The organism is Roseburia sp. 831b (assembly GCF_001940165.2).
Lineage (GTDB): Bacteria > Bacillota > Clostridia > Lachnospirales > Lachnospiraceae > Roseburia.
Map to the genome: position 1 here is coordinate 1,983,883 of NZ_CP135162.1, position 23,826 is coordinate 2,007,708.

The 23,826-nt window shown below is 40.4% G+C and carries 14 protein-coding genes and 1 pseudogene; all 15 read right to left on the minus strand.

Annotated elements, in window-relative coordinates; genetic code table 11:
• Positions 1 to 76: 76 nt before the first annotated feature.
• The 15 genes and pseudogenes from BIV16_RS09080 to BIV16_RS09150 all read right to left on the minus strand — a co-directional run bounded on the left by BIV16_RS09080 (position 77) and on the right by BIV16_RS09150 (position 23,825).
• Positions 77 to 2,383 carry a RelA/SpoT family protein gene (locus BIV16_RS09080; RefSeq protein ID WP_075681922.1) on the minus strand — a complete coding sequence of 769 codons (2,307 nt, stop codon included), beginning with the start codon at positions 2,381 to 2,383 and terminating at the stop codon, positions 77 to 79.
• A 41-nt stretch (positions 2,384 to 2,424) separates the two neighbouring features.
• The gene (locus tag BIV16_RS09085) at positions 2,425 to 3,459 is read right to left on the minus strand and encodes a GNAT family N-acetyltransferase (protein WP_075681924.1); all 1,035 of its coding nucleotides are present in this window, start codon (positions 3,457 to 3,459) and stop codon (positions 2,425 to 2,427) included.
• Positions 3,459 to 3,656, minus strand: a complete 198-nt coding sequence (locus BIV16_RS09090; RefSeq protein ID WP_075681926.1) for a helix-turn-helix transcriptional regulator — start codon at positions 3,654 to 3,656, stop codon at positions 3,459 to 3,461. The genes BIV16_RS09085 and BIV16_RS09090 overlap by 1 nt, the downstream gene beginning before the upstream one ends.
• Before the next feature lie 13 nt (positions 3,657 to 3,669).
• Positions 3,670 to 4,182 (minus strand): hypothetical protein, encoded by a 513-nt coding sequence (locus BIV16_RS09095; protein WP_075681928.1) that lies wholly within the window; start codon positions 4,180 to 4,182, stop codon positions 3,670 to 3,672.
• A gap of 1,058 nt (positions 4,183 to 5,240) precedes the next feature.
• The gene (gene pyk, locus BIV16_RS09100; RefSeq protein WP_075681930.1) at positions 5,241 to 7,016 is read right to left on the minus strand and encodes a pyruvate kinase; all 1,776 of its coding nucleotides are present in this window, start codon (positions 7,014 to 7,016) and stop codon (positions 5,241 to 5,243) included.
• A gap of 160 nt (positions 7,017 to 7,176) precedes the next feature.
• Entirely contained in the window at positions 7,177 to 8,109 is a 933-nt protein-coding gene (arcC, locus tag BIV16_RS09105; RefSeq protein WP_075681932.1) for a carbamate kinase, read from the minus strand.
• A gap of 260 nt (positions 8,110 to 8,369) precedes the next feature.
• Positions 8,370 to 11,408: a hypothetical protein gene (locus BIV16_RS09110; protein WP_075681934.1), complete on the minus strand. Its 3,039-nt coding sequence runs from the start codon at positions 11,406 to 11,408 to the stop codon at positions 8,370 to 8,372.
• A 212-nt stretch (positions 11,409 to 11,620) separates the two neighbouring features.
• Positions 11,621 to 13,075, minus strand: a pseudogene (gene pyk / locus BIV16_RS09115) (pyruvate kinase); the annotation flags it as partial.
• A gap of 354 nt (positions 13,076 to 13,429) precedes the next feature.
• A complete protein-coding gene (locus BIV16_RS09120) occupies positions 13,430 to 14,905 on the minus strand; it encodes a S1C family serine protease (RefSeq protein WP_075681938.1) in 1,476 nt (491 codons plus the stop codon).
• Positions 14,906 to 15,056: 151 nt separating this feature from the next.
• The gene (locus BIV16_RS09125; protein WP_075681940.1) at positions 15,057 to 16,511 is read right to left on the minus strand and encodes a deoxyguanosinetriphosphate triphosphohydrolase; all 1,455 of its coding nucleotides are present in this window, start codon (positions 16,509 to 16,511) and stop codon (positions 15,057 to 15,059) included.
• 172 nt (positions 16,512 to 16,683) lie between these two features.
• A complete protein-coding gene (glmS, locus tag BIV16_RS09130) occupies positions 16,684 to 18,510 on the minus strand; it encodes a glutamine--fructose-6-phosphate transaminase (isomerizing) (protein ID WP_075681942.1) in 1,827 nt (608 codons plus the stop codon).
• 266 nt (positions 18,511 to 18,776) lie between these two features.
• On the minus strand, positions 18,777 to 20,147 hold the full coding sequence (locus BIV16_RS09135) for an LCP family protein (protein WP_242940412.1): 1,371 nt from the start codon (positions 20,145 to 20,147) through the stop codon (positions 18,777 to 18,779).
• 97 nt (positions 20,148 to 20,244) lie between these two features.
• Entirely contained in the window at positions 20,245 to 20,976 is a 732-nt protein-coding gene (locus BIV16_RS09140) for a glycosyltransferase family 2 protein (RefSeq protein ID WP_075681944.1), read from the minus strand.
• A complete protein-coding gene (gene cps2T, locus BIV16_RS09145; protein ID WP_330546275.1) occupies positions 20,952 to 22,145 on the minus strand; it encodes a beta 1-4 rhamnosyltransferase Cps2T in 1,194 nt (397 codons plus the stop codon). The genes BIV16_RS09140 and cps2T overlap by 25 nt, the downstream gene beginning before the upstream one ends.
• 54 nt (positions 22,146 to 22,199) lie before the next feature.
• The gene (locus BIV16_RS09150; protein ID WP_075681946.1) at positions 22,200 to 23,825 is read right to left on the minus strand and encodes a glycosyltransferase; all 1,626 of its coding nucleotides are present in this window, start codon (positions 23,823 to 23,825) and stop codon (positions 22,200 to 22,202) included.
• Between the last annotated feature and the right edge of the window lies 1 nt (position 23,826).

A 23,826-nucleotide genomic window follows, 5' to 3' on the forward strand; every position in this document is an offset into this window, starting at 1 on the left:
TTAACATCCTCATCTTTCTATCCAAACTGTGGACTTTCCTCTGCTTCTCTTATTCAGAAAAGAAACCACCGTACTGTTAGCCGGTGGTTCTTTCAATATCAATAATACTGTCAATCTGACGCAATTTGTCAATTACGCTGGTTAATTCTGCTTTTCCTTTTGTACTGAAAGATAAATCAATTGTTGCGATTCCCTGCTTGCTTGTCTTTGAATGAATCGCATTGATATCGATTTCCCGCTCTGTGAATACACGTGTGATATCCACAAGTAAGCCAGTTCTGTTATTTCCGAATATCTTAATCTCGGCACGGTATAATCCATTGCTGCCGGATTCTTCATCGTGCTGCCATTCCGCATCAATCAGGCGCTCCTTTTCCATATCGGATAGATTGATAATGTTGATACAATCAGTTCGATGAATGGAAACACCTCGGCCTCTTGTGACAAATCCGACAATCTCATCGCCAGGAACCGGGCTGCAGCATTTTGAAAAATGAACTGCAACGTCATAAAGACCTTTTACAATAATGCCGCTCTTTGACTTCTTAAGCGGTGTTTTATCCTTATTCTCGGAAATCGTCTCAAGGACTTCTTCATCTGTGATGTGTGCAATATGGTCTTTCTTGTATTCCTCATACATACGGTTGACAATCTGACCTTCTTTTAAGCCGCCATGTCCTACCGTTGCAAGGCAGGAATTCCAATCGTGGAAACCATATTTTCGCAAAATTTTATTCTGGTACTCCGGTTTATTGATATCGGATAGATTGATTCCTTTTGCCTTACAGCAGGAGGCAATCAATTCTTTTCCTTTTACAATATTTTCTTCCTTTAAACTGCTCCTAAACCACTGGTTAATCTTATTTTTTGCCTGTGTACTCTTAACCAGATTCAGCCAGTCACGGCTTGGTCCTTTCGAGTTCTGTGAGGTAATAATCTCAATCCGGTCACCATTTTGAATCACATAGTCAATTGGTACAAGCTTGCCATTTACCTTCGCACCAATCATCTTATTACCCACAGCAGAATGAATACTGTATGCAAAATCAATCGGGTTCGAGCCGTTTGGAAGGTTTTTGACATCTCCGGATGGTGTAAAGCAAAAGACGGTGTCAGAGAACAAATCCAAGTCGCTCTTTAGCAGACTCATAAACTCCTTGTTGTCGGACATGTCTCTCTGCCATTCCAGAATCTGCCGCAGCCAGCTTAACTTCTCTTCCTCGGAAACGGTCATTGGCACGACTGCCCCGCCGTTGTTGCTTGCCTCTTTGTATTTCCAGTGAGCTGCGATACCATACTCTGCGGTACGGTGCATCTCAAACGTACGAATCTGAATCTCAAACGGCTGACCGGTTGGTCCAATCAGGGTGGTATGCAAGGACTGATACATATTTGGCTTTGGCATCGCAATGTAATCCTTAAAACGACCCGGAATCGGCTTATACATCTCATGGATGACACCGAGTGCCGCATAACAGTCCTTCACGGAATCTACAATAATACGAATCGCAAACAAGTCATAAATCTGGTCTAATGTCTTATCCTGGTTCACCATTTTCTTGTAGATACTGAAAAAGTGTTTGGCACGTCCGTCAATCTGCGCCGGAATTCCTGCCGCTTTAATATGGGCACGTACTTCCTCCACAAGCTTTTGCACATACTCATCACGGACACTTTTTCTTTGTGCAACCTGTTTAACCAAATCATAGTATGCTTCCGGTTCCAGGTATTTTAAGGACAAGTCATCCAATTCAATCTTGATTTTTGAAATACCAAGACGCTGTGCAATCGGAGCGTAAATATCCATAGTCTCCCTTGCTTTTTCCTTCTGCTTCTCCGGTGTCATGTACTTTAATGTACGCATATTGTGGAGACGGTCGGCAAGTTTAATCAAAATGACACGGATATCCTTTGCCATCGCAAGGAACATTTTTCGTAAATTTTCGGCCTGAACCTCAACCTTGTCTGCATCGTAGGACAACTGGCCTAACTTGGTAACACCATCTACAAGCAGCGCAACCTCCGCTCCAAACTCCTCGGAAATCTCCTCATCCGTCATCACCGTATCTTCCACGACATCATGAAGAAGTCCTGCCACAATCGTCTCTTTATCAAGTTCTAACTCTGCTAAAATAATCGCAACACATAATGGATGAATGATATAAGGTTCTCCAGATTTACGCACCTGTCCCTTGTGTGCCTCATCCGCAATGTGATATGCCTTCTCAATCAGCGAAATATCCGCAGACGGGTGGTATTTATGCACGCTGGCAATCAATTCTTCATATAGTTTTTCGGGGCTCTCAAACTCTTTCATTTGTTTGATGCTGTCCTCTTCTTCTCTTACCTTTTTTTCTAATTCTTCTGATGAAATATCTGCCATGTACATCACCTACTTTATCCGTCATTTTTTGTATTTAACTATTATATTTTATTTTTTTGTAAAATGCAACGTCTGTTTGTCATATCAAGGACATAACGACGCATTTTTTTGCCCTCCCGATGTACCTCCTCTAAAAATTGAAATCCCAGCTTTTGGGCGACATGGATTGACGCTATGTTTTCCGGTTCAATCAGACAATTCACGCGTTCAAACCCTAACTCTTCTTTTTCAATGAAAGACAGAATTCCTTCACAAACTTCTGTCGCATAACCCCTTCCCCAAAAAGGTGTCCCGATTGCGTATCCTAGTTCCACCTCTCCATCAAAGTCATCCCTTTGCTCAAAACCGGCACGTCCGACAAGTTTCCCGCTTTCTTTTTCAAAGACTAACCACATTCCAAACCCATAATACCGGTACATGCAATCGATATAGGCTTTTTGATATTTTTTCTCTTCTTCGTACGGATAAAGTCCTTCCATATAATCTGTCATTCCGTCATACTGATACAGTTCAAACAAATCATCCAAATCGTTCATTTCAAACTCGCGTACCAGAAGTCTTGCGGTCGTAAAAATTGTCCATGGAATTCCATGCTGCCGTTCAAATCTTTTTTCAAAAAAATCTGGTTCAAGGTCGCTTAGGTTCTCGACAACCGTATCGGTTCCTGCTAAAAATTCATCCGTCCCCGGCGGCAGATAGCCGACCCGCGCCATTCCAAGCCCCCTTGCCTGCAGCAGGTGTTCTTCCTGATTTGACAGCAACAGGGCATCCGACGCATTTATCTTTTTTCCCTGTAAAAAAGTGGTCAGATCTCCGACGCCACTCCATTGTTCGATGCGGTAAGTCGACGCTAACTTCGTATAGAAAAATCGGATGGGTGAGATGCCACTTTCCTCTGTTTCACATGACTGGATGGGTGAGGCGCCACTTTCTTCTGTTTCACTTGACTGGATGGGTAAAGCGCCACTTTCTTCTATTTCACTTGACTGGATGGGTCTTGTCCCGCCTTCTGTTTTTGCAATCTCATCAGGTGCTGTTTTTATATTGATTACAATTGTAGTTAATTTTTCTCTCATCACTCACCATCCCAAAACAGCTCGTCTAATGTCTTATCAAGTGCATGACATATCGCAAGGCAAAGTTTAATGGATGGGTTATAGTCCCCTTTTTCAATCGCATTGATTGTCTGCCTTGATACCCCCACCACGTCTGCCAAAAGCTGCTGGGACATATCTTTTGCGGCTCTGGCTGCTTTTAATTTCAAATTTTTCATGGCTGTTTCCTACCTATTCCATTTCACTCTTCTTATTTTTCCATGCAAGTACTACACATAATCCAAGGAACATAATTCCAATGAAAAGGTTCAAGATACAGTTGTTGATTTTTCCATCCTGTATGGCTTCTCCTTCTATAATGTGCTGCATGCCAAGAACCGTATTCATAAGCCCTACCGCTCCGAATAAAATATAAAATTTCTTTGGCTGGTCATTCATAGACATATATGCATCTTTCATAATGCAATAAGCTGCAAACACAAAAATTCCCAAACAGATTCCAAGAAGCATTCCGACTAATGTCTCACACCACACAATTCCTGTCATTGATTCCAAAGCTCCATACAATAAAAAGTAGATTATCATTGTAAAAAATCCTGCTTTAAATCCTTTTCCCCGCTCAATCTCCTGTCTCTCATCATACTGACAATTTGACAATTCTCCGTCTGCTACTTTCTTCGCAATCAATGATAAAATAAAAACAATAACGGCAATTCCAATAAATGCAAAAATATAATTTCCCATGTTTCTCCTCCTGTATATCAGCAAACATCTTTATCGCCTGCTGCTTCACTTTTTGCTTCCATCGTGTAATAACTGCAACCCGACTTCCGTTATCTTGATTCTAAATGTCAGACGATATTTTGTCAAGTATATTTTACATTTCATAATATACTTATATATCTTAATTTTGAAGTTAGTAATGAAACAGTCATCCATGGAGCATCTAGGAGATCATTTGTATTCTGTGTGCACCGGGCTTGACCGCGACACGGTGGAATTAATGAGCATCTACGCAGGTCATTGGTATTCTGCGCGCGCCCTGTCCCTATCTATATTGGGCTATCAGACATGGCGCTTTTACTTTTTCACGTCCGTGCATGCCTTGACCGTGAAAGAAGCCAAAAGGCACGCGCAGTATCCTGATAATTTTGAGAATTAGCGGTGCCTTTTGTTAAAAATAGGGCTTCCGGCATGCAAATTGAACCGATAAAAGGCGTGCCTCATGGTTCATTTTTGCAATTAGGCATGTTAATTTCTGAACATATTCCCCATGATGTACATGCCTTTTTGCTTCAAATGCCTTGTAGGCACGCCCTCCGCGCAAAATTTTCCATGTAACGCACATGCCTAATGTCCATTTTTATCCATAAGGCATGTAATTTTCCAAATAAAATGAATCCACAGCATTGACGCAAAAAAGGTTGTATACATTCTCTGTGGCTAAGTTATTTAGCCCAAACTATGGACGTAAAATCGTCACTCTATATTATTTTGAGCTTTATAAATATGCACATTCGTGCGTGATATAATAAAGAACGACCCTGTACCAAGCTGTCGCTTCAATACATGGTCGTTCTATTTCATACACCTATACTACTTTTCCCATATTCTACTTCGCATATATATATTATTTTATATTCTGTTTGCATATCAATCCACTTCGTATACATACTACTTCATATTCTGCTTTGCATATCAATCTACTTCGCATATATTCTGCTTCATATTCTGCTTTGCATCCCAATCCACTTCATATATCTGTCCTAATTCACAGACAACTACTACACAATAAACTCAATCTATTTGTTATTGGTGCTGATATATCCTTTTTCGGCATCTACCGTTACATATGCGCCGGATTTTAAAATACCCAAAGCATTTTCAGCTCTAATGATAACAGGGATGTCAAGGCTTAATCCGGCAATTGCAGCGTGGCAGGTTTCATTGTCTGCCTCCACAACAAGTGCGGATGCCTGGCGAATCTGCTCCATCATCTCATTGCAGGTATCGCTTGCGACAATAATGTCACCTGGTCTGAAGTTCTTGCGTAATTCTTCCACGGAAGTAGCTACGCAAAGATTTCCAGATGCAACCTTATCATTCATTCCGCATCCATTTACAAGAATATGACCTGCTACCTGAACCTTTACAATGTTGGTTGTTCCGGAAACCCCAAGCGGAACACCTGCTGTTAAGATAACAACATCGCCTTTTGAAATGACACCGGCTTCAACAGAAGCATCCACTGCATGGTCAAATAATACCGTTGTATCATCTTTTTCTTCCAGTAATAATGGAGTAACGCCCCAGCAAAGGTTTAACTGACGGTATACTTTCTTTGTCAGGCAACCACCGACAATCTCACAGGATGGTCTGTATTTTGAAACCATCTGCGCAGTACGTCCTGATTTTGTAACGGTGATGATGGCAGTTGCATTCATATCAACGGACATCGTACAGGTTGCATGGGAAATTGCATTTGTCGTGTCTGGATTCATCATCAATCGAAGCTGTCTTAAACGTGCAGCGTAATCGATTTCGCTCTCTGTTCGAACTGCAATACGTGCCATCGTTTTTACTGCTTCCACAGGATATGCACCTGCTGCCGTCTCACCGGACAACATGATTGCACTTGTACCATCAAAAATTGCATTTGCAACGTCTGTTGCTTCCGCTCTTGTCGGTCTTGGATTCTTAATCATGGAATCTAACATCTGAGTTGCTGTGATAACCTGTTTTCCGGCATTGCATACCTTCTTGATAATCATTTTCTGAATCAAAGGTACTTCTTCAATCGGAATCTCAACGCCCATATCACCACGGGCAACCATGATTCCGTCGGACACTCTGATAATCTCATCAATATTCTGCACACCCTGCATATTTTCAATTTTAGAAATAATCTTGATGTCACTTCCGCCATGCTCTCTTAAAATTTTACGAATCTGCATAACATCGTCTGCGCAACGTACAAAGGAAGCAGCGATAAAATCATAATCCTGCTCTACTGCAAACACGATATCACTGTAATCTTTTTCACTGATATAAGGCATTGTTAAGTTAACATCCGGTACATTGACACCTTTGCGGTTTGAGATTGTACCACCGTTTAAAACACGACACACAATATCATATTCCTGCTCTGCTTTACCTTCAAACGCATTTACAGCGGTAACTTCTAACTCAACAAGACCATCATCAATCAAGATACGATTGCCCGGTTTTACGTCATCTGCAAGACCTCTATAAGTAATCGTAACACGTGTCTCATCACCCTTGATATCTTCCGTTGTCAAAGTAAAGGTCTGGTCTTTCACTAGCTCTACTTTTCCATTTGCAAATTCCTTTAATCGAATCTCAGGTCCCTTTGTATCCAATAACGCTGCCACCGGGCGATGTAATTCTTCCCGGAGTTTTCGCAATTTTTCAAGACGCACTAACTGTTCCTCATGGGTTCCATGGGAAAAGTTAAATCGGGCAATATCCATTCCCTCTTCGATTATAGTTCTTAAAACTCCATCTTTATCTGTTGATGGGCCTAATGTACAAATGATTTTTGTTTTTCTAGTAGTCATACCATTCACCTCATTTATTCTTTCTTAACTTAGGATATCCTAAATTACTGACTAACCTGTTGTTCCAATACAAAAACTCTATTTCAAATTAAAATACTTGTTATTGCTGTACCAAAACCTTATTTCTTAGTCAAGGTATCTGTTATTGCTGTATAAAACTCTATTTCTTAATCAAGGTACCTGCTCCCGGATGAACGGATGCATCATCCTTGTGCAGATTTGTAATTAAAACGGACTTGATTGCGGAATCCCCAATGAAATTAATTGCTGCCTCAATCTTTGGCTTCATTGTTCCTTCTTCAAACTGTCCCTGCTCTAAATATTCGCGAGCCTGAGCAACCGTTAATGTATTCAGTGGCTGCTCCTGATCGGTACCGTAATTCAGGCTGACATGATCTACACTTGTTAAAATAACTAACATGTCCGCATCTAAAAGCTCTGCCAGCTTTCCTGCTGCAAGATCCTTCTCGATAACCGCACTTGCTCCTTTTAAATGGTTATCCTGTGCCAATACCGGGATTCCACCGCCTCCGCAGGCAATGACAACCTGATCTGCATCGCTTAACGCACGGATTGCGTCAATCTCTACGATATCCATTGGCTTTGGTGCTGCAACAATACGGCGGTAACCATTTTCTACCTTCACTACATGGTTGCCTTTCTTCTCCTCAGCCTCTGCTTCCTCTTCATTCATCACACGCCCAATAATCTTACTTGGCTGGTAAAATGCCTCATCATAAGGATCTACCACAACCTGTGTCAATACGGTTGATACTGTCTTATAAATTCCTTTTCCTAAAAGTTCTGAATGAATTGCATTCTGTAAATCATATCCGATATATCCCTGACTCATCGCAGAACAAACAGACATTGGTGTTGCCGTATATTCTGGATAAATTCTGCAAAATTCTGACATTGCGGTATGAATCATTCCAACCTGAGGACCATTACTGTGTGTGATTACAACCTGATAATCATCACGAATAAACTCTGCAACCGCTTTTGCTGTATGCTTTGTAGCCTCCTGCTGCTCTGGCAGTGTTGTTCCTAATGCTTCATGTCCAAGCGCAATTACGATTTTTTTCTTCTTCATGTTCCATTCCTCCGTCTTTTGACAGAACAGAATATTGCAGTTTCATCTCTTAGCGTGTACGCATTTTCTCATTCTATTCTGTATTTCTGTCATTTTTATAAAAAGAAAATTTCACTTTTTATATGCTTATTTAATACTGTAATCTTACCATATTTTACATCTGTCTGGCAATGAAATTTGTACCAAAAAACCTTCGGAAAAATCTTACTTTTTCCGAAGGTTTTCACACATCTTTTTCTGTTTTTTGCTACCGTTCCCTATTATCTTGCCATCTTCTTTTTGGATACTGCAAAAATCAATGCTGCACCAGCAAAAAGAAGTGCCATCGATGCGAATGGAATTGCTTCATCCCCTGTATCCGGAGCTGCAGGTGTCATGTTTTCTTCACTGATTACAATGACATAGTCAGATGCATGTGAGAACTCTAAGCTGACCGTTCCATCATCTGAAATCTTTCCTGCATTCATGAATACTAATTTTCCGTTTGAATCATAATAAAACAGATTTCCGTATTTTCCCTTATACTCATTTCCGATATTGAAGCTTAAGCTTGCCTTGAAACCAAAGTCCCCATTGTATGCCAGTGAAATCTGTTTGGTCGGATTAGAGCCTGCAACAGCAGATACCACAGAATCCGGCACTACCTTTGTATCAAAGTTTACTTTCAAATCAATATCTTTTAAGTTTCCTGCTTTAATATCTTTTCCGTTGATAGTCCAGGAATAACCACCCATATCTAATACAATATCGATATCTTTTCCTTTTGCAGCCTCTAAAATTGCGGTTGGAACGACAGTTGCACCATCCATTGCGATTTTAACCGTCTTCACACCCGATTTAACTGCACTTGTAATTGTATTTACCTCAGATGAAATCTTTTCTGCTGGCATTGTAACCGGAACATAAGCAGAGGATGTCTCTCCTGTGGAACCGCCTGTCGTGGTACCCCCTGTTGAACCACTTGCTGTTCCACCATTTGTTGAGCCGCCTGATGATGAACCATTTACATATACACCTATTCCGTGGAAATACATTAATTTTACTGCAGTGAAAGTCTCACTGCCATCAATCTTTTTGTATGTATCTTTTCCACTTCCAATCCAGCTTCCCATCTCATCCCAGACAATGTCCTTATAATCTGCCATTTCACTTGGAAGTGTAAAGGTTGCTCCCTCGTCAAATCCCATATAGCAGCTTTCCCACGTACTATCGGATTCAATTTCAAACTGGGCAACGCAATTTTCAAAATCAGCTACATATCTGATGTAACTCCAGCTGCCACGTTCTACCCCGTCATTCTCCCAGCTTTTTACTTTTACAGCACCATTTAAGTCAACACCCTGATATGGATTGTTTTTTGGATTCTTGTACTGTTCCACTAGCTGTTCATCGCTTAATCCTTTATCTACCAAATATACTTCGTCGTAAATATCCGTATCTAAGGTACCTCTGTCATACTCTACATCCACGACTTCTTTTCCAGCATAGCATGCTCTTACATATACATCTGCATGGTTAAACTCTAACTGTCTATTGATATCATCTGCAGTTGTATCTGTCTCCCATTTTTCAAAGGCCACACCCGCTTCTGCCTGTCCTTCTCTTGTGAGATAACTACGAATTGTATCATCTGTAATTGCTTCATCCTGCGCGTAGGTGTAATCTACATCTTCTCTACAAAGATATCCATCTTTCACAGAGTCATAATGAACTGTCACTGTCTTCTTGTCATAAACCGGGCTGACACGCAGTCCGTACTGATTTGGCATTACCTTATAATCTGCTAAAGAACCCAAATCCTTTGTAACGTTTGTTGTTCCGTTCCACTCACTTGCATAGACATGCCAGTCTACAATGTTCATGCCGCCAACAGAAGCAGGAGCATTTCCAAGTTTTAACTGTTCTGGTGTAATATGTGAGAACAGCATAACGTCTTTCAAATCAACGTTGTACGAATTTCGTCCAATATATCCATTATCCGAACCCTGAAGGAAGCTGACATAGAAGCTGACATTCGTTGTCGGAATCACAACAGTTCCGCCCTCTCCCTGCTGTACGGTAAAGTAATAGCCATTAATACTTCCATGCGTTGTGTTCTGGCTATCCCACCGCATTCCATAAAGTCTCCATACAGTTGGATAAGTATCATTCGTAATTTCAAATTGTCCTGTATAAACATTAGAGTCTGCAGATACTCTGTTCAAATCAATCCAGGCATTAGAACTATTATCCTCTAACACAGTTTCAAACCATGCCTTCATTTTGTCCTCATAAGCCTTATCTGACTGAATTGTAACAGTCACATCTATCACAGTACCCGGATATAGCATTTTCTCCGGTGTGACTTCTTCTCCGTTCACCTTTAAGCTGATAGATTCATAAGCAGGAGACTCATCTGCGTAATCTGCTTTCTGATAGCTAAACCATTCATTTGAAAAACTAACGCCATCTGCCGGTGTTACTTCCACAATCGAGCCATCTGTCATTTTTGCAAAAATATGAGACAAACGGAATGTTTCCAGGCTCAACCCGTTTTTAAGCTTATAAGAGGAGACATAACCATTTCCATTATATCCCTCTGATACTTTGTAAAAGTTCACATCATCGATAACAGTTCCATTATCACCATCAAATCTGGCATAGAACTGCTCCACATTTGTATCATCGGACACTGTCATCTTTGTATAGAAGTTAACCGATGTTCCTGTTAAGGTCTGTCCCTCTATTGCCTCAGAAGCGGCCCAGTCCTTATAAAGGCCAACCGATGTTGTCTTAATTTCGGTTGTTCCCATTGTGCCCAGGGTGAAGCTTACTTTATTTTTAAAATTAGCTAAAGTCTCTCCCCGGCTGGCATCTACATAAATGAATGCACTGTCATCTGCTGAATTCTCCCTTGCATCCCTTACATAAAGCTTTCTCAAGCATAAGGTTCCCGCATTCCGGTAATTCAGAAGTGAGACTGTTCCCTCGTAAGTCTTATCTCCCGTCTTATCCAGGCTCACATACTGGGAATCTGATGCAAGATTTCCGGCTTCATCCGCATAGGTTACATTCGCTCCAACACTCGTAACCCCTGTCTGTGCATCGTAAGCCGTTACCCTGATTGTCACAGAATCATTGGTTGTCGGTGATTCTACCGACGGAATGAGTTCCACGCTTTCAATCACTGGTGGATTCACATCAAAAGTTCCATCTTCCGCGAAAACAGTTGCTGTATTGAAGTTAGAACAAGCAAATACAGCTGCTAACGCAATTGCGATTCCTCTTCGGAATCTGTCTCTTATCGATTTCCTTTTCATTCACTCTTCTCCTTTGTTTTTTCTGCACGAAGCAGTTACTTCTATTATAGTAGATGTAAAATTTTTCTACTTTCCCGTTTTTGCGGTATTTCATCCCGTTTTCGCCATTCGTCGTAATAACGTGTTAAAGTAAAGAGACCGATACGCAAAATCCGCGCATCGGTCTCTTATATCGATTTTATTTTATTTTTAAAATCAAATCACGATTATTCAGCAACCTGAACTTTTACAAGGTTCGTTGTACCGGAAACACCAAGTGGAACACCTGCTGTTACAACTACAACATCATCTTTTTCTACTGCTCCAGCTTTTACTGCTGCTTCTACAGCGTAATCGAATAATTCATGAGCGTCTTCTTTCTCCTCTAAGAGAAGTGGAACAACACCCCATCCGATATTTAACTGACGATAAACTTTTTCTGTTAAGCATCCGCCAATGATTGGGCATGTAGGTCTGAATTTAGAAATCATGTGTGCTGTACGGCCAGATTTTGTAACTGCCATGATTGCAGATGCATTTAAATCTACTGCCATTGTACAAGCTGCATGAGAAATAGCGTTTGTGATATCTGTGTCAGCAACTGTCTGACGGGATTTCAAACGAGAAGCGTAGTTGATATCTTCTTCTGTACGAACTGCGATACGAACCATTGTCTTTAATGCTTCTACTGGGTAATCACCGTTTGCTGTTTCACCAGATAACATGATAGCACTTGTTCCATCATAGATAGCGTTTGCTACGTCAGTAGCCTCAGCTCTTGTAGGTCTTGGGTGTTTCATCATGGAATCTAACATCTGTGTAGCAGTGATAACCTGTTTACCAGCGTTGTTACATTTCTTGATGATCATTTTCTGAATTGCAGGTACGTTTTCGATTGGGATTTCAACACCCATATCACCACGTGCAACCATGATTCCGTCAGCTACTTCGATGATAGAATCGATGTTGTTTACACCCTGCATGTTCTCGATTTTAGCGATAATCTTAACGTTGTTATCACCCTTGTCAGCATTGTCAGCTAAAACTTTTCTGATCTCTAATACGTCATCTGCTGTACGTACGAAAGATGCAGCGATGAAATCATAATCCTGCTCTACTGCGAATACGATATCACTGTAATCTTTTTCGCTGATGAAAGGAATTGCAAGGTCAACGTTTGGTACGTTTACACCTTTCTTATTAGAAATACCACCACCGTTTAATACACGGCAAACGATATCTTTTGCGTCGGATTCTTTATTTGCAACTGGATTGATTGCAGTTACTTCTAAGTCTACCAAACCATCATCGATTAAGATGTGATCGCCTGGTTTAACATCATCTGGAAGACCTGCGTAGCTGATTGCAACACGTGTCTCATCACCCATAATGTCTTCTGTTGTTAAAGTAAATGTCTGTCCTTCTTTTAATTCTACTTTACCTGTTGCAAACTCTTTTAAACGGATTTCTGGTCCTTTTGTATCCAAAAGTGCTGCAACTGGACGTCCATATTCTTTACGAAGTTCTCTTAATTTTGTTAATCTTCCTAACTGTTCTTCGTGGTCACCGTGGGAGAAGTTAAATCTAGCAACATCCATTCCCTCTTCAACCAGATGTCTCATTACATCGTTCTTTTCTACAGCAGGTCCCATAGTACAAATAATTTTTGTTCTTCTGATGTTCTTCATATACTACCTCTTATTTTTTAATAGTGTTCCTTTTCCATGCTCGATTGCGCCGGTGGTAAACCATCTTTCGTCTTGAGCCTGGTAATCAGAACGGATTTCATACCTTACGATACGACCATTTCATATATTAACACAAAGCGAATACACCTTACAATAACTATTTTAATAAAAATGAAATTTTTTATAAAATGTATATTCTTTTTTTCTAGTATGGAAGAAAATTGTAACTTCTATCCACATCCTGGTAACTTTTTTTCGAAAAAAAGTGAAGCGTTTCCAATTTTAACGGAATCCGCTCCACTTTTTCAAGTATCCTTTTAAATTCGTTTTTACTTTTCCAAACAGATTTTGGAGTTAGTTTTTGCTGCCTAACGTTACGGAAATCGTCTGTTCTTCATACTGACCTCCGTTTGCTCGTTGTATTGTCACATCAACCTGTGTGCCTGCTGCATAGTACTGGAGTGTCTGGGACAATCCTTCCATCGTCTGAATGTCTTTTCCATCAAATTTTGTGATGATATCACCCTGCTGGATACCAGCCTGTGCTGCTGCTGAATTAGCAACTACCTGTGCGACATAGACACCACTTGGCATGTTGTATGTCTTTGCAACATCACTGGATACATCAACACCTTTGATTCCAAGGTAAGCGCTGTTTGCCTCGTCCACTTTTTCCATGGTGATAAGCTGGTTAATAATTGGTGCTGCAGTGTTGATTGGGATTGCATAACCAATTCCTTCTACTTCTGTGGAGGAATATTTTACCGAGTTGATACCGATTACTTCACCGTTTGCATTTAAAAGTGCTCCACCACTGTTACCTGGGTTGATAGCGGCATCTGTCTGAATCAATTCGCTTGTGTAGCTTGCACCTGATGTCTCGTCTGATACACTGACTTCACGGTTTAAGGCACTGATGACACCTGTTGTTACAGACTGTCCATAACCTAATGCATTACCAATTGCGATGCAGGAACTTCCGACAGAAAGCTGATCGGAGTCACTAAGTGTTGCAACTTTGATGGCGGATAAGGTATCTGCATCAATATCGCTAAGTGCTACCTGAACGACTGCAAGGTCTGTCGTGGCATCCTGTCCTTTTATTGTTGCACTTACTGTTGTATCATTGGAAAACTGTACGGTAAGGCTGTTGGCTCCATCTACTACGTGGTTGTTGGTAGCAATATAAAGATAATTGTCATCCTGTTTTACGATAATACCAGATCCACAGCTTGTGCTCTCATAAGTACCGGACTGTCCGAAGAAGCTCTGATACTGTGTTTCACTTACATTTGTAATTGCAACAATGGAGGGCATTACGTTGGAAACAACATCCGAAACATCTGTTGTTGTGGTTCCGGATGATGTGGAAGTCGACTGTACCTTTCCACCCTGGTTGGAATCGTTGATTGCCTGTGCCTCTGCTGCTCCATCCGTATTTGAACTTTCTGTCTTGGTGTTAGTTCCAAGTGCATGACCTGTCAGATAATTTGCTCCTGCAAAAGTAGGTCCTGCCACGAGTCCAAATACCAATGCGATTGCTGCACATCTTGCAAGCTTTCTTCCAAATCCTGCCGGTTTCTTTTCTTTTTTTGCTTTCTTTGGTTTCTTGCCATTCTGTGGCTGCTGATTCATGGTGTTCTGGTAAAAATTCTGATATGGATTTCCATTCATTCCATCACTTTGATTTGTGTACGCACCATTCTGACCGTTTGCGTTATAAGCATTTCCATTCTGGCCTGTCTGCTGCTGATTTGGCGTACTGCCCTGATTATAGGAATAAAAAGAATCTGTTGACTGATTATTGTTATTATAATTGTTGTGATCCATAATAAGTTCCTCTTTTCTTTTGATATCATATTGTAAGGAATGTTCCTTTTCCTTAACTTCTGATATAGAGTTTATCGGGAAAGTGTGATGGAATTGTGACTAATTTATCAAGAAAATATGATTTTTATGAAAAAGCAGGATTTGGTCTCATTTAATCAAGTCCATTTAATTCTCTATACAAATTTCTAGCATATGTATCTGTCATTCCGCTGATATAATCTGTTACCATCAAAAATCTTAAATAAAGATTTTCATATTCATCATTTGTTTTTGCATGCTGATAGTCTTCTTTATAATTGGCAGAAATAATATTAATTAACTTCTTATCTGCTGTCGATGGTTTATAATTTTCATCCTTTAAATCATAGTATAACACCGCATTTATAAAATCATCTAACAGCGACGTTATGATTTTTTTTGCAGCAAGTTCTAATTTCAAAATTTCTTTATCATCATATACAAACTCTTTCATGGCAGCCTTCAAAATCTCAATCGTGGCTTCATGATTAGTATCCTTAAACATATCATATGTATATTTTCCACCCATAATATCATTGTAATTTTTTGAAAAACAATATGCTACTACATACATAAGCCATTTTCTTACATATTCCATCCATTTTTGAAACGATATTAAATCATTTTCGGGATTTCGTTTCTCTGGGTTTATTCTATCCTTAAGATTATTTAATAATTCTTCTGACCGTTTATTGTGATAGGAATTCTTTATTTTTGTTACCTCTCCCTCAAAATAAGAAACAAACTGGTCTAATGTAAACAATCTTTTTTTCATTGCATCTTCTAAATCCGCCGTTGCATAAGCTATATCATCTGCCGCTTCCATCAAATAAACTAACGGATGCCTGGAATATCCTTCTCCATCATCTCTGTATGTGCCTGTTGCCTTACATATTTTTTCCATAATATTTCTTTCAGCATAATAATACCCTAGTTTATGTTTTTGTGTGTCGTCCGATTTCGGATTAAACTCCAATGAATTGGTCGGGTATTTTATTAATGTATTTAAAACCCCATATGATAAATTAATATCATATCCTTCTGCATGATTTCTTGCTTTAGAAAGGATACGGAGCGCCTGTGCATTTCCTTCAAAGTTCATTAAGTCCTGTTTCATCTGTTTTGTCAATATATCAGCTATTTTCTTTCCCTTGTAAGTAAACTTGTCACTTTTCAGATTTTTTTCAAACCATTCTCCAATGACAACTTCCCCAAAATGTCCAAATGGTGGATTTCCTATATCATGCAATAACCCTGCACAAGATAACGCAATCGGAATATCATTTGTCAATTCTATATCGTTGCTAAATTCTTTTGGTAAATAATCTGTTTTATTTTGAGTAACCATGATGCCCAATTGTCGGGCAATTGTTGAAACTTCTATAGAATGTGTTAAACGTGTTCTAACAAAATCACTTTTATCTAGCGGAAAAACCTGCGTTTTGTCCTGCAATCTCCGAAATGCTGAACTTGATATAATTGCCTGGTAATCCTTCTCTAAATCACTAATTGGATATTTTTCGAAGTCTTTAGGCTCCTGCTCCTTTTCTACCTGACATTCTAATGATAATAATTTGTTCCACTCCATTTTTTACCCTCCTGATTTAATAATAAATGTATGAACAATTTTTATTTTACCGAGTCACCAGATAAAAGCCCATGCTATATGATGCAATTTTTTGTCTAATTTAAATTAAAGGAACACTAGAACTGGCATTACCAGAACTAGTGTTCCTTTATCAGAAACTTATTTTAGATTTTTATTCCACAGTAACCGATTTTGCGAGGTTACGTGGCTTATCAACGTCAAGTCCTCTTCCAACCGATACATAGTAGCTGAACAACTGCAACGGAATGATTGCAAGTGAGTTCGTAAAGTATTGGTTGGTGTGTGGAATATAAAGCACGCAATCTGCTGTTTTTTCCATCTCGACATTGTCTGCGTTCGTCACAGCTAACACATAAGCGCCTCTTGTACGAACTTCAACAATATTGCTGATGGTCTTTTTGTATAATTCTTCCTGTGTTACGACCGCAGTGACAAGTGTTCCATCTTCGATTAAGGAGATGGTTCCATGTTTTAACTCTCCTGCTGCGTACGCCTCAGAATGAATGTAAGAAATCTCTTTTAATTTCAAAGAACCTTCTAAGGAAATTGCGTAGTCGATTCCTCGTCCAATGAAAAATACATCTTTTGCAGACACATAACGGTTTGCAAATTTCTGGATTTTTTCTTTGTCTCCAAGCAAAAACTCAATCTGTGCCGGTAACTGCTGGAGATCTTTTAAGTATTCTGCGACCTGTTCGTCCGTGATTTTACCACGAACCTGTGCAAACTTGATGGCAAGCAAATATTCTGCTACAAGCTGGCAGCTGTATGCTTTTGTTGTTGCAACCGCAATCTCTGGACCTGCCCATGTATACATTACCTTATCTGCCTCACGTGCGATAGAGCTTCCTACTACATTGACAATGCCAAGTGTTGTGATTCCACGCTCTTTTGCAAGGCGGAGCGCTGCAAGAGAATCTGCTGTCTCACCAGACTGACTGATGATAATGACAAGTGCTCCCTCTTCCAGAATCGGGTTACGATAACGGAATTCGGATGCCAAATCCACTTCTACCGGAATTCTTGCCATTCCCTCAAAGACATACTTTGCTGTCACACCTGTATGGTATGCAGAACCACATGCTACGATATGAATCTTTTTGATTGCACGAATCTCATCATCTGTCATGCCAAGTTCTTCGATGACGACTTCATTTCCTTTGATACGAGGGCTTAAGGTATCGCGCACGGTCTTTGGCTGCTCGTAAATCTCTTTTAACATGAAATGCTCAAAACCGCCTTTTTCTGCGGCATTGATATCCCATTCAATTTTCTTGGACTGTTTTTCAATCGGTTCCCCATCTACATTGAAAAAGGTGATGGAGTCTTTGGTTAAGCATGCAATCTCTTCGTTTTCAATGAAATAAACGTCTCTTGTGTATTTTAAAACTGCAGGAACATCGGATGCGATTAAGTTACCTTCTTTTCCATGTCCTACAATCAAAGGGCTGTCTTTTCGCACGGAATACACCATATCCGGGTGGTCTGCAAAAATAATCCCCAGCGCATAGGAACCTTCCACACGATGCATCACTTTTGTGATTGCCTCAAGCGGATCTCCCTTGTAATAGTAATCTAACAAATGCGCTACGACCTCTGTATCTGTCTCAGAACGGAAGTGATAACCTTTGTCTGTCAGTTTTTTCTTTAACTTCATGTAATTCTCGATGATACCATTATGTACCACTGCGATTGTCTCATCCGCATTGTAATGAGGATGTGCATTCACATCGGATGGTTCACCATGTGTTGCCCATCTTGTATGTCCAATTCCTACACAGCCTGGCATTGTCTGTCCATCGTGTGTCAATTCACTCAATACCTTTAAACGTCCGGTCGCCTTTTTCACCTGAATCTTTTCTCCGTCATAGACCGCCATTCCAGCCGAGTCATATCCGCGGTATTCCAGTTTTGCCAATCCATCTAAAAGAATTGGTGCCGCCTGCTCATTTCCAATATATCCTACGATTCCACACATATTTTCTACTCCTATATTTTTGATTTTTAATTACATTTGTAGTTGTCATCTTTTTCCATACAGCTCTTTTTTTATAAGATTCTGGTGTCAAAAGGTTGTTCACCGTTTTCTTACTGGCAAAAAAGAACTGCAACTGTCGACATTATAACATACTCTCCCGGCAATTACAGTTCTTTTTTCATTTATTTCTGTTAACTTTTCTCTTTACGAAATTTCATCTGTTAGACTTTGTTTTCCATAATCCACATTACGGATAAAACTTTCCTCTACTTTGAAGTTTCCGAACTCTGGGTATCTTCTTCCGCATCTGGTGAATAATCCGCTGAGAACGTATTACCATCGCTCTCCGTCTTACCGGTATCATTGATAATCTTCTTACTCAGTTCCTCAATGGTAGAAGATGGCACATAATTATTTTCTCCGAACAGATAAGAATGTAATAATGAAACATTCGTCTCTAAGGTTGTCGGAACTACGATAGATCCTTTCTTTCCAAGTGTCATCGTACACTGTGAAAATGGGAATCCGGATGTGCTGGACAAGTCATACTGCGTTACAAATGCTGCAAGACCTAAAATCTCTTTTGACGTTAAACTGGTATCGATATCATCAAAAACAGCATCCACAATCTTATTAAGTGTGGTAAGTTTTGCATGTTTTGCTTTATCAAACATTGCATTTAAAACGATTCGTTGACGTTCTGCACGCTTGAAGTCATCTCCCTTGGTATAACGGACACGACAGTATGCGGTTGCCTGGATACCATCTAAGGTGCAGACTCCACCACCTTGTACATAGCTGGAAGACTTTCCGGTCACGCCCTGCATCTCGTCAATATAAACCTTCATGTAACCAGCCTCTTCCTCTGTAACTTCAATATCTACTCCGCCAAGCAGATCAATCACTTCAACCATCGCATTAAAATCAACGGCTACATAATCTTTGATATTTAAATCCAGATTCTGATTCAGCATTGCAACTGCGGATTCAACACCACCTTTTGCATAGGCAGCATTACACTTTTTAAAGGAATCATCATAAACATTCAAATAGGTATCACGGTAAACAGAAACTAATTTTACCTCTTTCGTATCATTGTTAATACTTGCAATCATGATACTATCACTGTTACCACCACCATAATTTCCATTGGATCTGTTATCAAGTCCAAACAGGGCAATGTTTGTATAACCATCTAGCAAATCCTTGGTAGCATCATCCAAATCATTGATGGAAAGCTTATCCTCATCCAACTTTCCGGTCTGGTTGATTTTTGCTAACTTCAACCAGAAGAATAAGACGATTAGCAATACAACAACTACTACAATCTCAGCAATCAGAATTCTTCTCTTTCTTTTTCTTCTCTGCTTCTTTGTCATACGCTTCTTGCCGGATGGATTCGGTCTGGAACCGTTCATCCCATCACTGCTGCGCACCGGACGTCCCTGCTGTGCTGTTCTTCCTGTTGATGCCTGTCCTCTATTTCCTGTTGTCTGACTCCGGCTCCCTGCCGACTGACCTCTGGATGCCTGACTTCTGGACGCCTGTCCTCTATTTCCCTGACCACGATTTGCAGATGCAGATCTACTTGCACTGCTGCTGCGAGCCGTAGTTCTTCTCTCTTCCTCTCTGCTCATGTTATTCTCCCATTTCTTTCCTGCTATTTTCCATAGCGACTGATTAAATATAATACAATTTCATTTGGGTGTCAATAAATACCAGGTAAAGGATTTCTTATCTTTTCCTTAATTTTTTCATCTGTGCCAATAACCGTTTTGCAAGCAATAAACGGATTTGAATCATTTTTAAAATGCCATGACGGGAAAAATCAGAATTATTCCGCTCATGCCTGCGGTATTTTAATAATGGTTCCTTTAAGAAAAATGATTTTCCAAAGTAATAATCACTTAAAATTCCAATCCATTGGTCATGCATCTGGATATCCCTTGGAATCGGAAAAATCTTAGAAAGCACCTCTCTTTTCAATGCCATTGCACAGCCCATATAGGTATTCTTGCAAAAGTTTTTAAATGATCCCGCACCGGAACCTCGATACGCAAAAAAAGATGGCATTAAAACCTGCTCTAACGATTCATTTCTGACTTCAACATCATGGATGACAAGTGAAACCTGCTCTTTTTCAAATTCCTGCATCACCTTTTCCACCTTGTCCTTTGCCCAGACATCATCCTGATCTGATAAAAACAAGTACGCGCCACGACACTCCTTTAAAGCATGCTCAAAATTGGCAATAATCCCTTGCTTTGGTCCATCCACGAGTCGGATTCTTGCATCCTTTTCCAGAAAAGAAGTTACAATCTCTCTGGTTCTATCCGTCGAACCATCATCCGAGACTACAATCTCATCCCGCTCTGATAAATTTTGCAGGATGGATTCTAACTGACTGGCTATGTATTTTTCTCCATTATAGGAGGCAAGTGCTACTGATATCCGAATTTGTTCCATAGTTCTTCGTACCGTCCTACAATATAATCCCAGCTATAATACGCTTTCATACGCGCTCTCGCCTTTTCGCAAAGTTCCATCCGGCGTGTTTCATCCAGCGACTCCGCTATCTTCATCAGATAGGAAAGACTTCCGGCATCCTTCGTCCAGTAAAGTGCACCGTCCTCTGCGACCTCCTCGTTAAAGCCTACCTTTAACAAAAGATTCAGCTCTGTTGTCGACAATGCCTCTAATAAAGATGGATTCGTGCCTCCCACCTCATGACCGTGGAAATACGCAAACGCATTTTTTCGAATCATTGTCAAAAGTTCCGAGTCATACACTGTTCCCACAAATTTGATACGGTCATCCTCGTCAAAATGTGTCTTTTGTTTTAATTCTTCGAAAAATTTATTTTGTTCCACATTTGTAATCAATACAAACTTTCTCTTTGTCTTTGATTTCATAAATTCTAAGAGCATTGTCTCGTAATTATTTTCCGGCACAAAACGTCCCACGACAAGATAATACTCTTTCTCTTTTAAGCCAAATTTCTGGTACCATTCCAAAAGTTTTTTTCGGCTTTCCGTTTTCTGTACCGTGGCATTTTCTGCCTCCTTGCTCTCGGTATTGGTTCCATAGGCAATAAAAGTGGTCTTTGGCTGATATTTCCCGTACTCCGCCTGAATATAATTTTCGATATTTTTCGAATCACAAACCAGAAGGTCTGCGTGTTTTACCATCAGTTTTTCGGAAAATTTCCAATATTTTCGAATGGCCGCATTCCATTTTGCGCGCATCCATTCATGCCCGTCGGGATTAACAAAAAGTGTTCCACCCATCCGCTTTAACTTTTTCTTTAAGGAACCGATAAACGGTCCGATTCGGCAGGCAAGCACATAAATGACCGGCTCTTTAATCTGTTCTTTTTTTATCACCGAAAGGCAATAACGGAATGCTGCAATGTCATAATAAACAGCCTTCGCCGGTCCAATGTTCGGAACCGGAATCTCAAAGCAGTCTGCCCCTAGATACTCAAAATTCTTTTTCTGATTCGACAGGCAGGCAACGTGATATTTCACATCATCCGATTTCTGGTTGCGCACCAGCTCCTCCACAAATGTCTCGAATCCGCCATATCGCGCCGGAATTCCCTTGCTTCCTATTATAAAAATATGTTTCATGTTCATAACCTTAACTTTCCGTAAAACAGGAAAGAATCTCGCCCCTTCTTTCTCTTTCACCTACTTCATGCTATTGGTGACATCTTTCAAATGATACGTCTTTTCGGGCTCTAATGCAAGATTTTGATTGTAAAAAGGATCTCCTTCCAGCAGATAATCATTCCAGCGTTCCCGCAAAACCTGTCTGGCTTTTTTTGCCTCCTGCTCATCCGGAAGCTCCATTCTAGAACATACCACACGGATTGTCGGGTCCAATATCACCTGATATCCCGCCTTTCTTAATCGAAATGCGAAATCCAAATCCCGATACGGTGTCGGCAGGGATTTATCGATTCCCCCAACCTCCTGATAAGCCTTTTTTTCAATCATGCAAAAGTCAAGAAGCCCCGCACTGATATTCTGCGGTGCAACTGCCCTCCGGTAATATCCTTTGAAAAAAGATGGCAGCCCCTTAAAAAGCGGCATCACATTTCCTTTCTCATCAAACGTCAACCCGCATGCGTACACTTTTGTTCCGCGGATTGCTTTTCCACAGACCATTCCGACTTTTTCTTTCTGAAAATACTGCATCATCTTCTGCTGCCAGTTTTTTGACGGATTCACAAAGCCATGCCCCTGCTTTACAATAAAAGCATTTTCTGCCTCTGCTTCCTCTCCAAACAAGGTATCCTTTTTCTGCTCCAATCCAATCTTTGGCAAATCATAGGATACCGCAAGCGTCTCTCTTCCTTTTACAGACTCCACTTTTGCCACGCAGCCAATACGCTCTAAGTGTGCCGCAACCGCCTGTTTTCCAGCTTCGTATGCGTAATCCTTACTGCCGGAATCTCCAGCCGTCGACAAAGAATGTACGCGCCAATGATACAAAATCTTTGGAATATGATAAATGCACTCTTCCGGTACAACCTCGGTGCAGCGCAGCACAAAATCATAATCCTGCGCTCCGTCGTAATCAGAATTCAACATTCCTGCCTTTTCTAGCAAACTACGATGAAACACTACAAAATGACAAATGTAGTTGTAATGATTCAACAGCTCAGGATTAAAATCCGGCTTGAAATGCGGTTCAAAATGCTGTGATAAATCTGCCGATACCTTATCCTCATCCGAGTAGAAAAACAACGGCATCCGCTCCGACACGACGAGATGCTTCTCATCCGACTGTTCTTCATAAACAAACTCATTTAACACCTTCACCACTTCATAAAGTGCATTCGGCGCTAACACATCATCGTGATCCAAAAGTCCGATATAATCGCCGGTTGCCGCACGAAATCCCTCGTTGGTATTCCCGGAAATGCCATAATTATGCTCCAGGTGAATCACTCGAATCCGCTCATCCTTTTCGTAAGGTTTCACAAGCGCCGTCACCTCGTCAGCAGGGCTTCCGTCTGCGAAACAAAGTTCCCAGTTCTCATAAGTCTGCGCTTTCACCGATGCAATCAGCTCTTCTAAAAACTCTTTTTTGGTACAATAAGCTGGCACTACCAGACTTATTTTCGGCAAATAGGAAAAAGCAGTTTCCCGCTCTTTTTCCTTTTCTTTTTCATCTGGTAAAAAGTGATGATACTGCTCTTTGTATACAAGATTAACCGGTTCACTTGTCTTTTCCTGAAATTTGACAGCGAACCCGATTATACCATGTTTCCTAATTAAATTGATAACTCGTTTTATCTTACTTTGCATA

What these genes read in the sequence shown, in the direction of transcription:
- cps2T (WP_330546275.1), bottom strand. Translation starts at nt 22,145, where the DNA reads ATGAACATGAAACATATTTTTATAATAGGAAGCAAGGGAATTCCGGCG.
- BIV16_RS09095 (WP_075681928.1), bottom strand. Translation starts at nt 4,182, where the DNA reads ATGGGAAATTATATTTTTGCATTTATTGGAATTGCCGTTATTGTTTTT.
- pyk (WP_075681930.1), bottom strand. Translation starts at nt 7,016, where the DNA reads ATGACTACTAGAAAAACAAAAATCATTTGTACATTAGGCCCATCAACA.
- glmS (WP_075681942.1), bottom strand. Translation starts at nt 18,510, where the DNA reads ATGTGTGGAATCGTAGGATATATTGGAAATGAGCAGGCGGCACCAATT.
- BIV16_RS09090 (WP_075681926.1), bottom strand. Translation starts at nt 3,656, where the DNA reads ATGAAAAATTTGAAATTAAAAGCAGCCAGAGCCGCAAAAGATATGTCC.
- BIV16_RS09125 (WP_075681940.1), bottom strand. Translation starts at nt 16,511, where the DNA reads ATGGAGTGGAACAAATTATTATCATTAGAATGTCAGGTAGAAAAGGAG.
- BIV16_RS09080 (WP_075681922.1), bottom strand. Translation starts at nt 2,383, where the DNA reads ATGGCAGATATTTCATCAGAAGAATTAGAAAAAAAGGTAAGAGAAGAA.
- arcC (WP_075681932.1), bottom strand. Translation starts at nt 8,109, where the DNA reads ATGAAGAAGAAAAAAATCGTAATTGCGCTTGGACATGAAGCATTAGGA.
- BIV16_RS09120 (WP_075681938.1), bottom strand. Translation starts at nt 14,905, where the DNA reads ATGGATCACAACAATTATAATAACAATAATCAGTCAACAGATTCTTTT.
- BIV16_RS09135 (WP_242940412.1), bottom strand. Translation starts at nt 20,147, where the DNA reads ATGAGCAGAGAGGAAGAGAGAAGAACTACGGCTCGCAGCAGCAGTGCA.
- BIV16_RS09140 (WP_075681944.1), bottom strand. Translation starts at nt 20,976, where the DNA reads ATGGAACAAATTCGGATATCAGTAGCACTTGCCTCCTATAATGGAGAA.
- BIV16_RS09085 (WP_075681924.1), bottom strand. Translation starts at nt 3,459, where the DNA reads ATGAGAGAAAAATTAACTACAATTGTAATCAATATAAAAACAGCACCT.
- BIV16_RS09150 (WP_075681946.1), bottom strand. Translation starts at nt 23,825, where the DNA reads ATGCAAAGTAAGATAAAACGAGTTATCAATTTAATTAGGAAACATGGT.
- BIV16_RS09110 (WP_075681934.1), bottom strand. Translation starts at nt 11,408, where the DNA reads ATGAAAAGGAAATCGATAAGAGACAGATTCCGAAGAGGAATCGCAATT.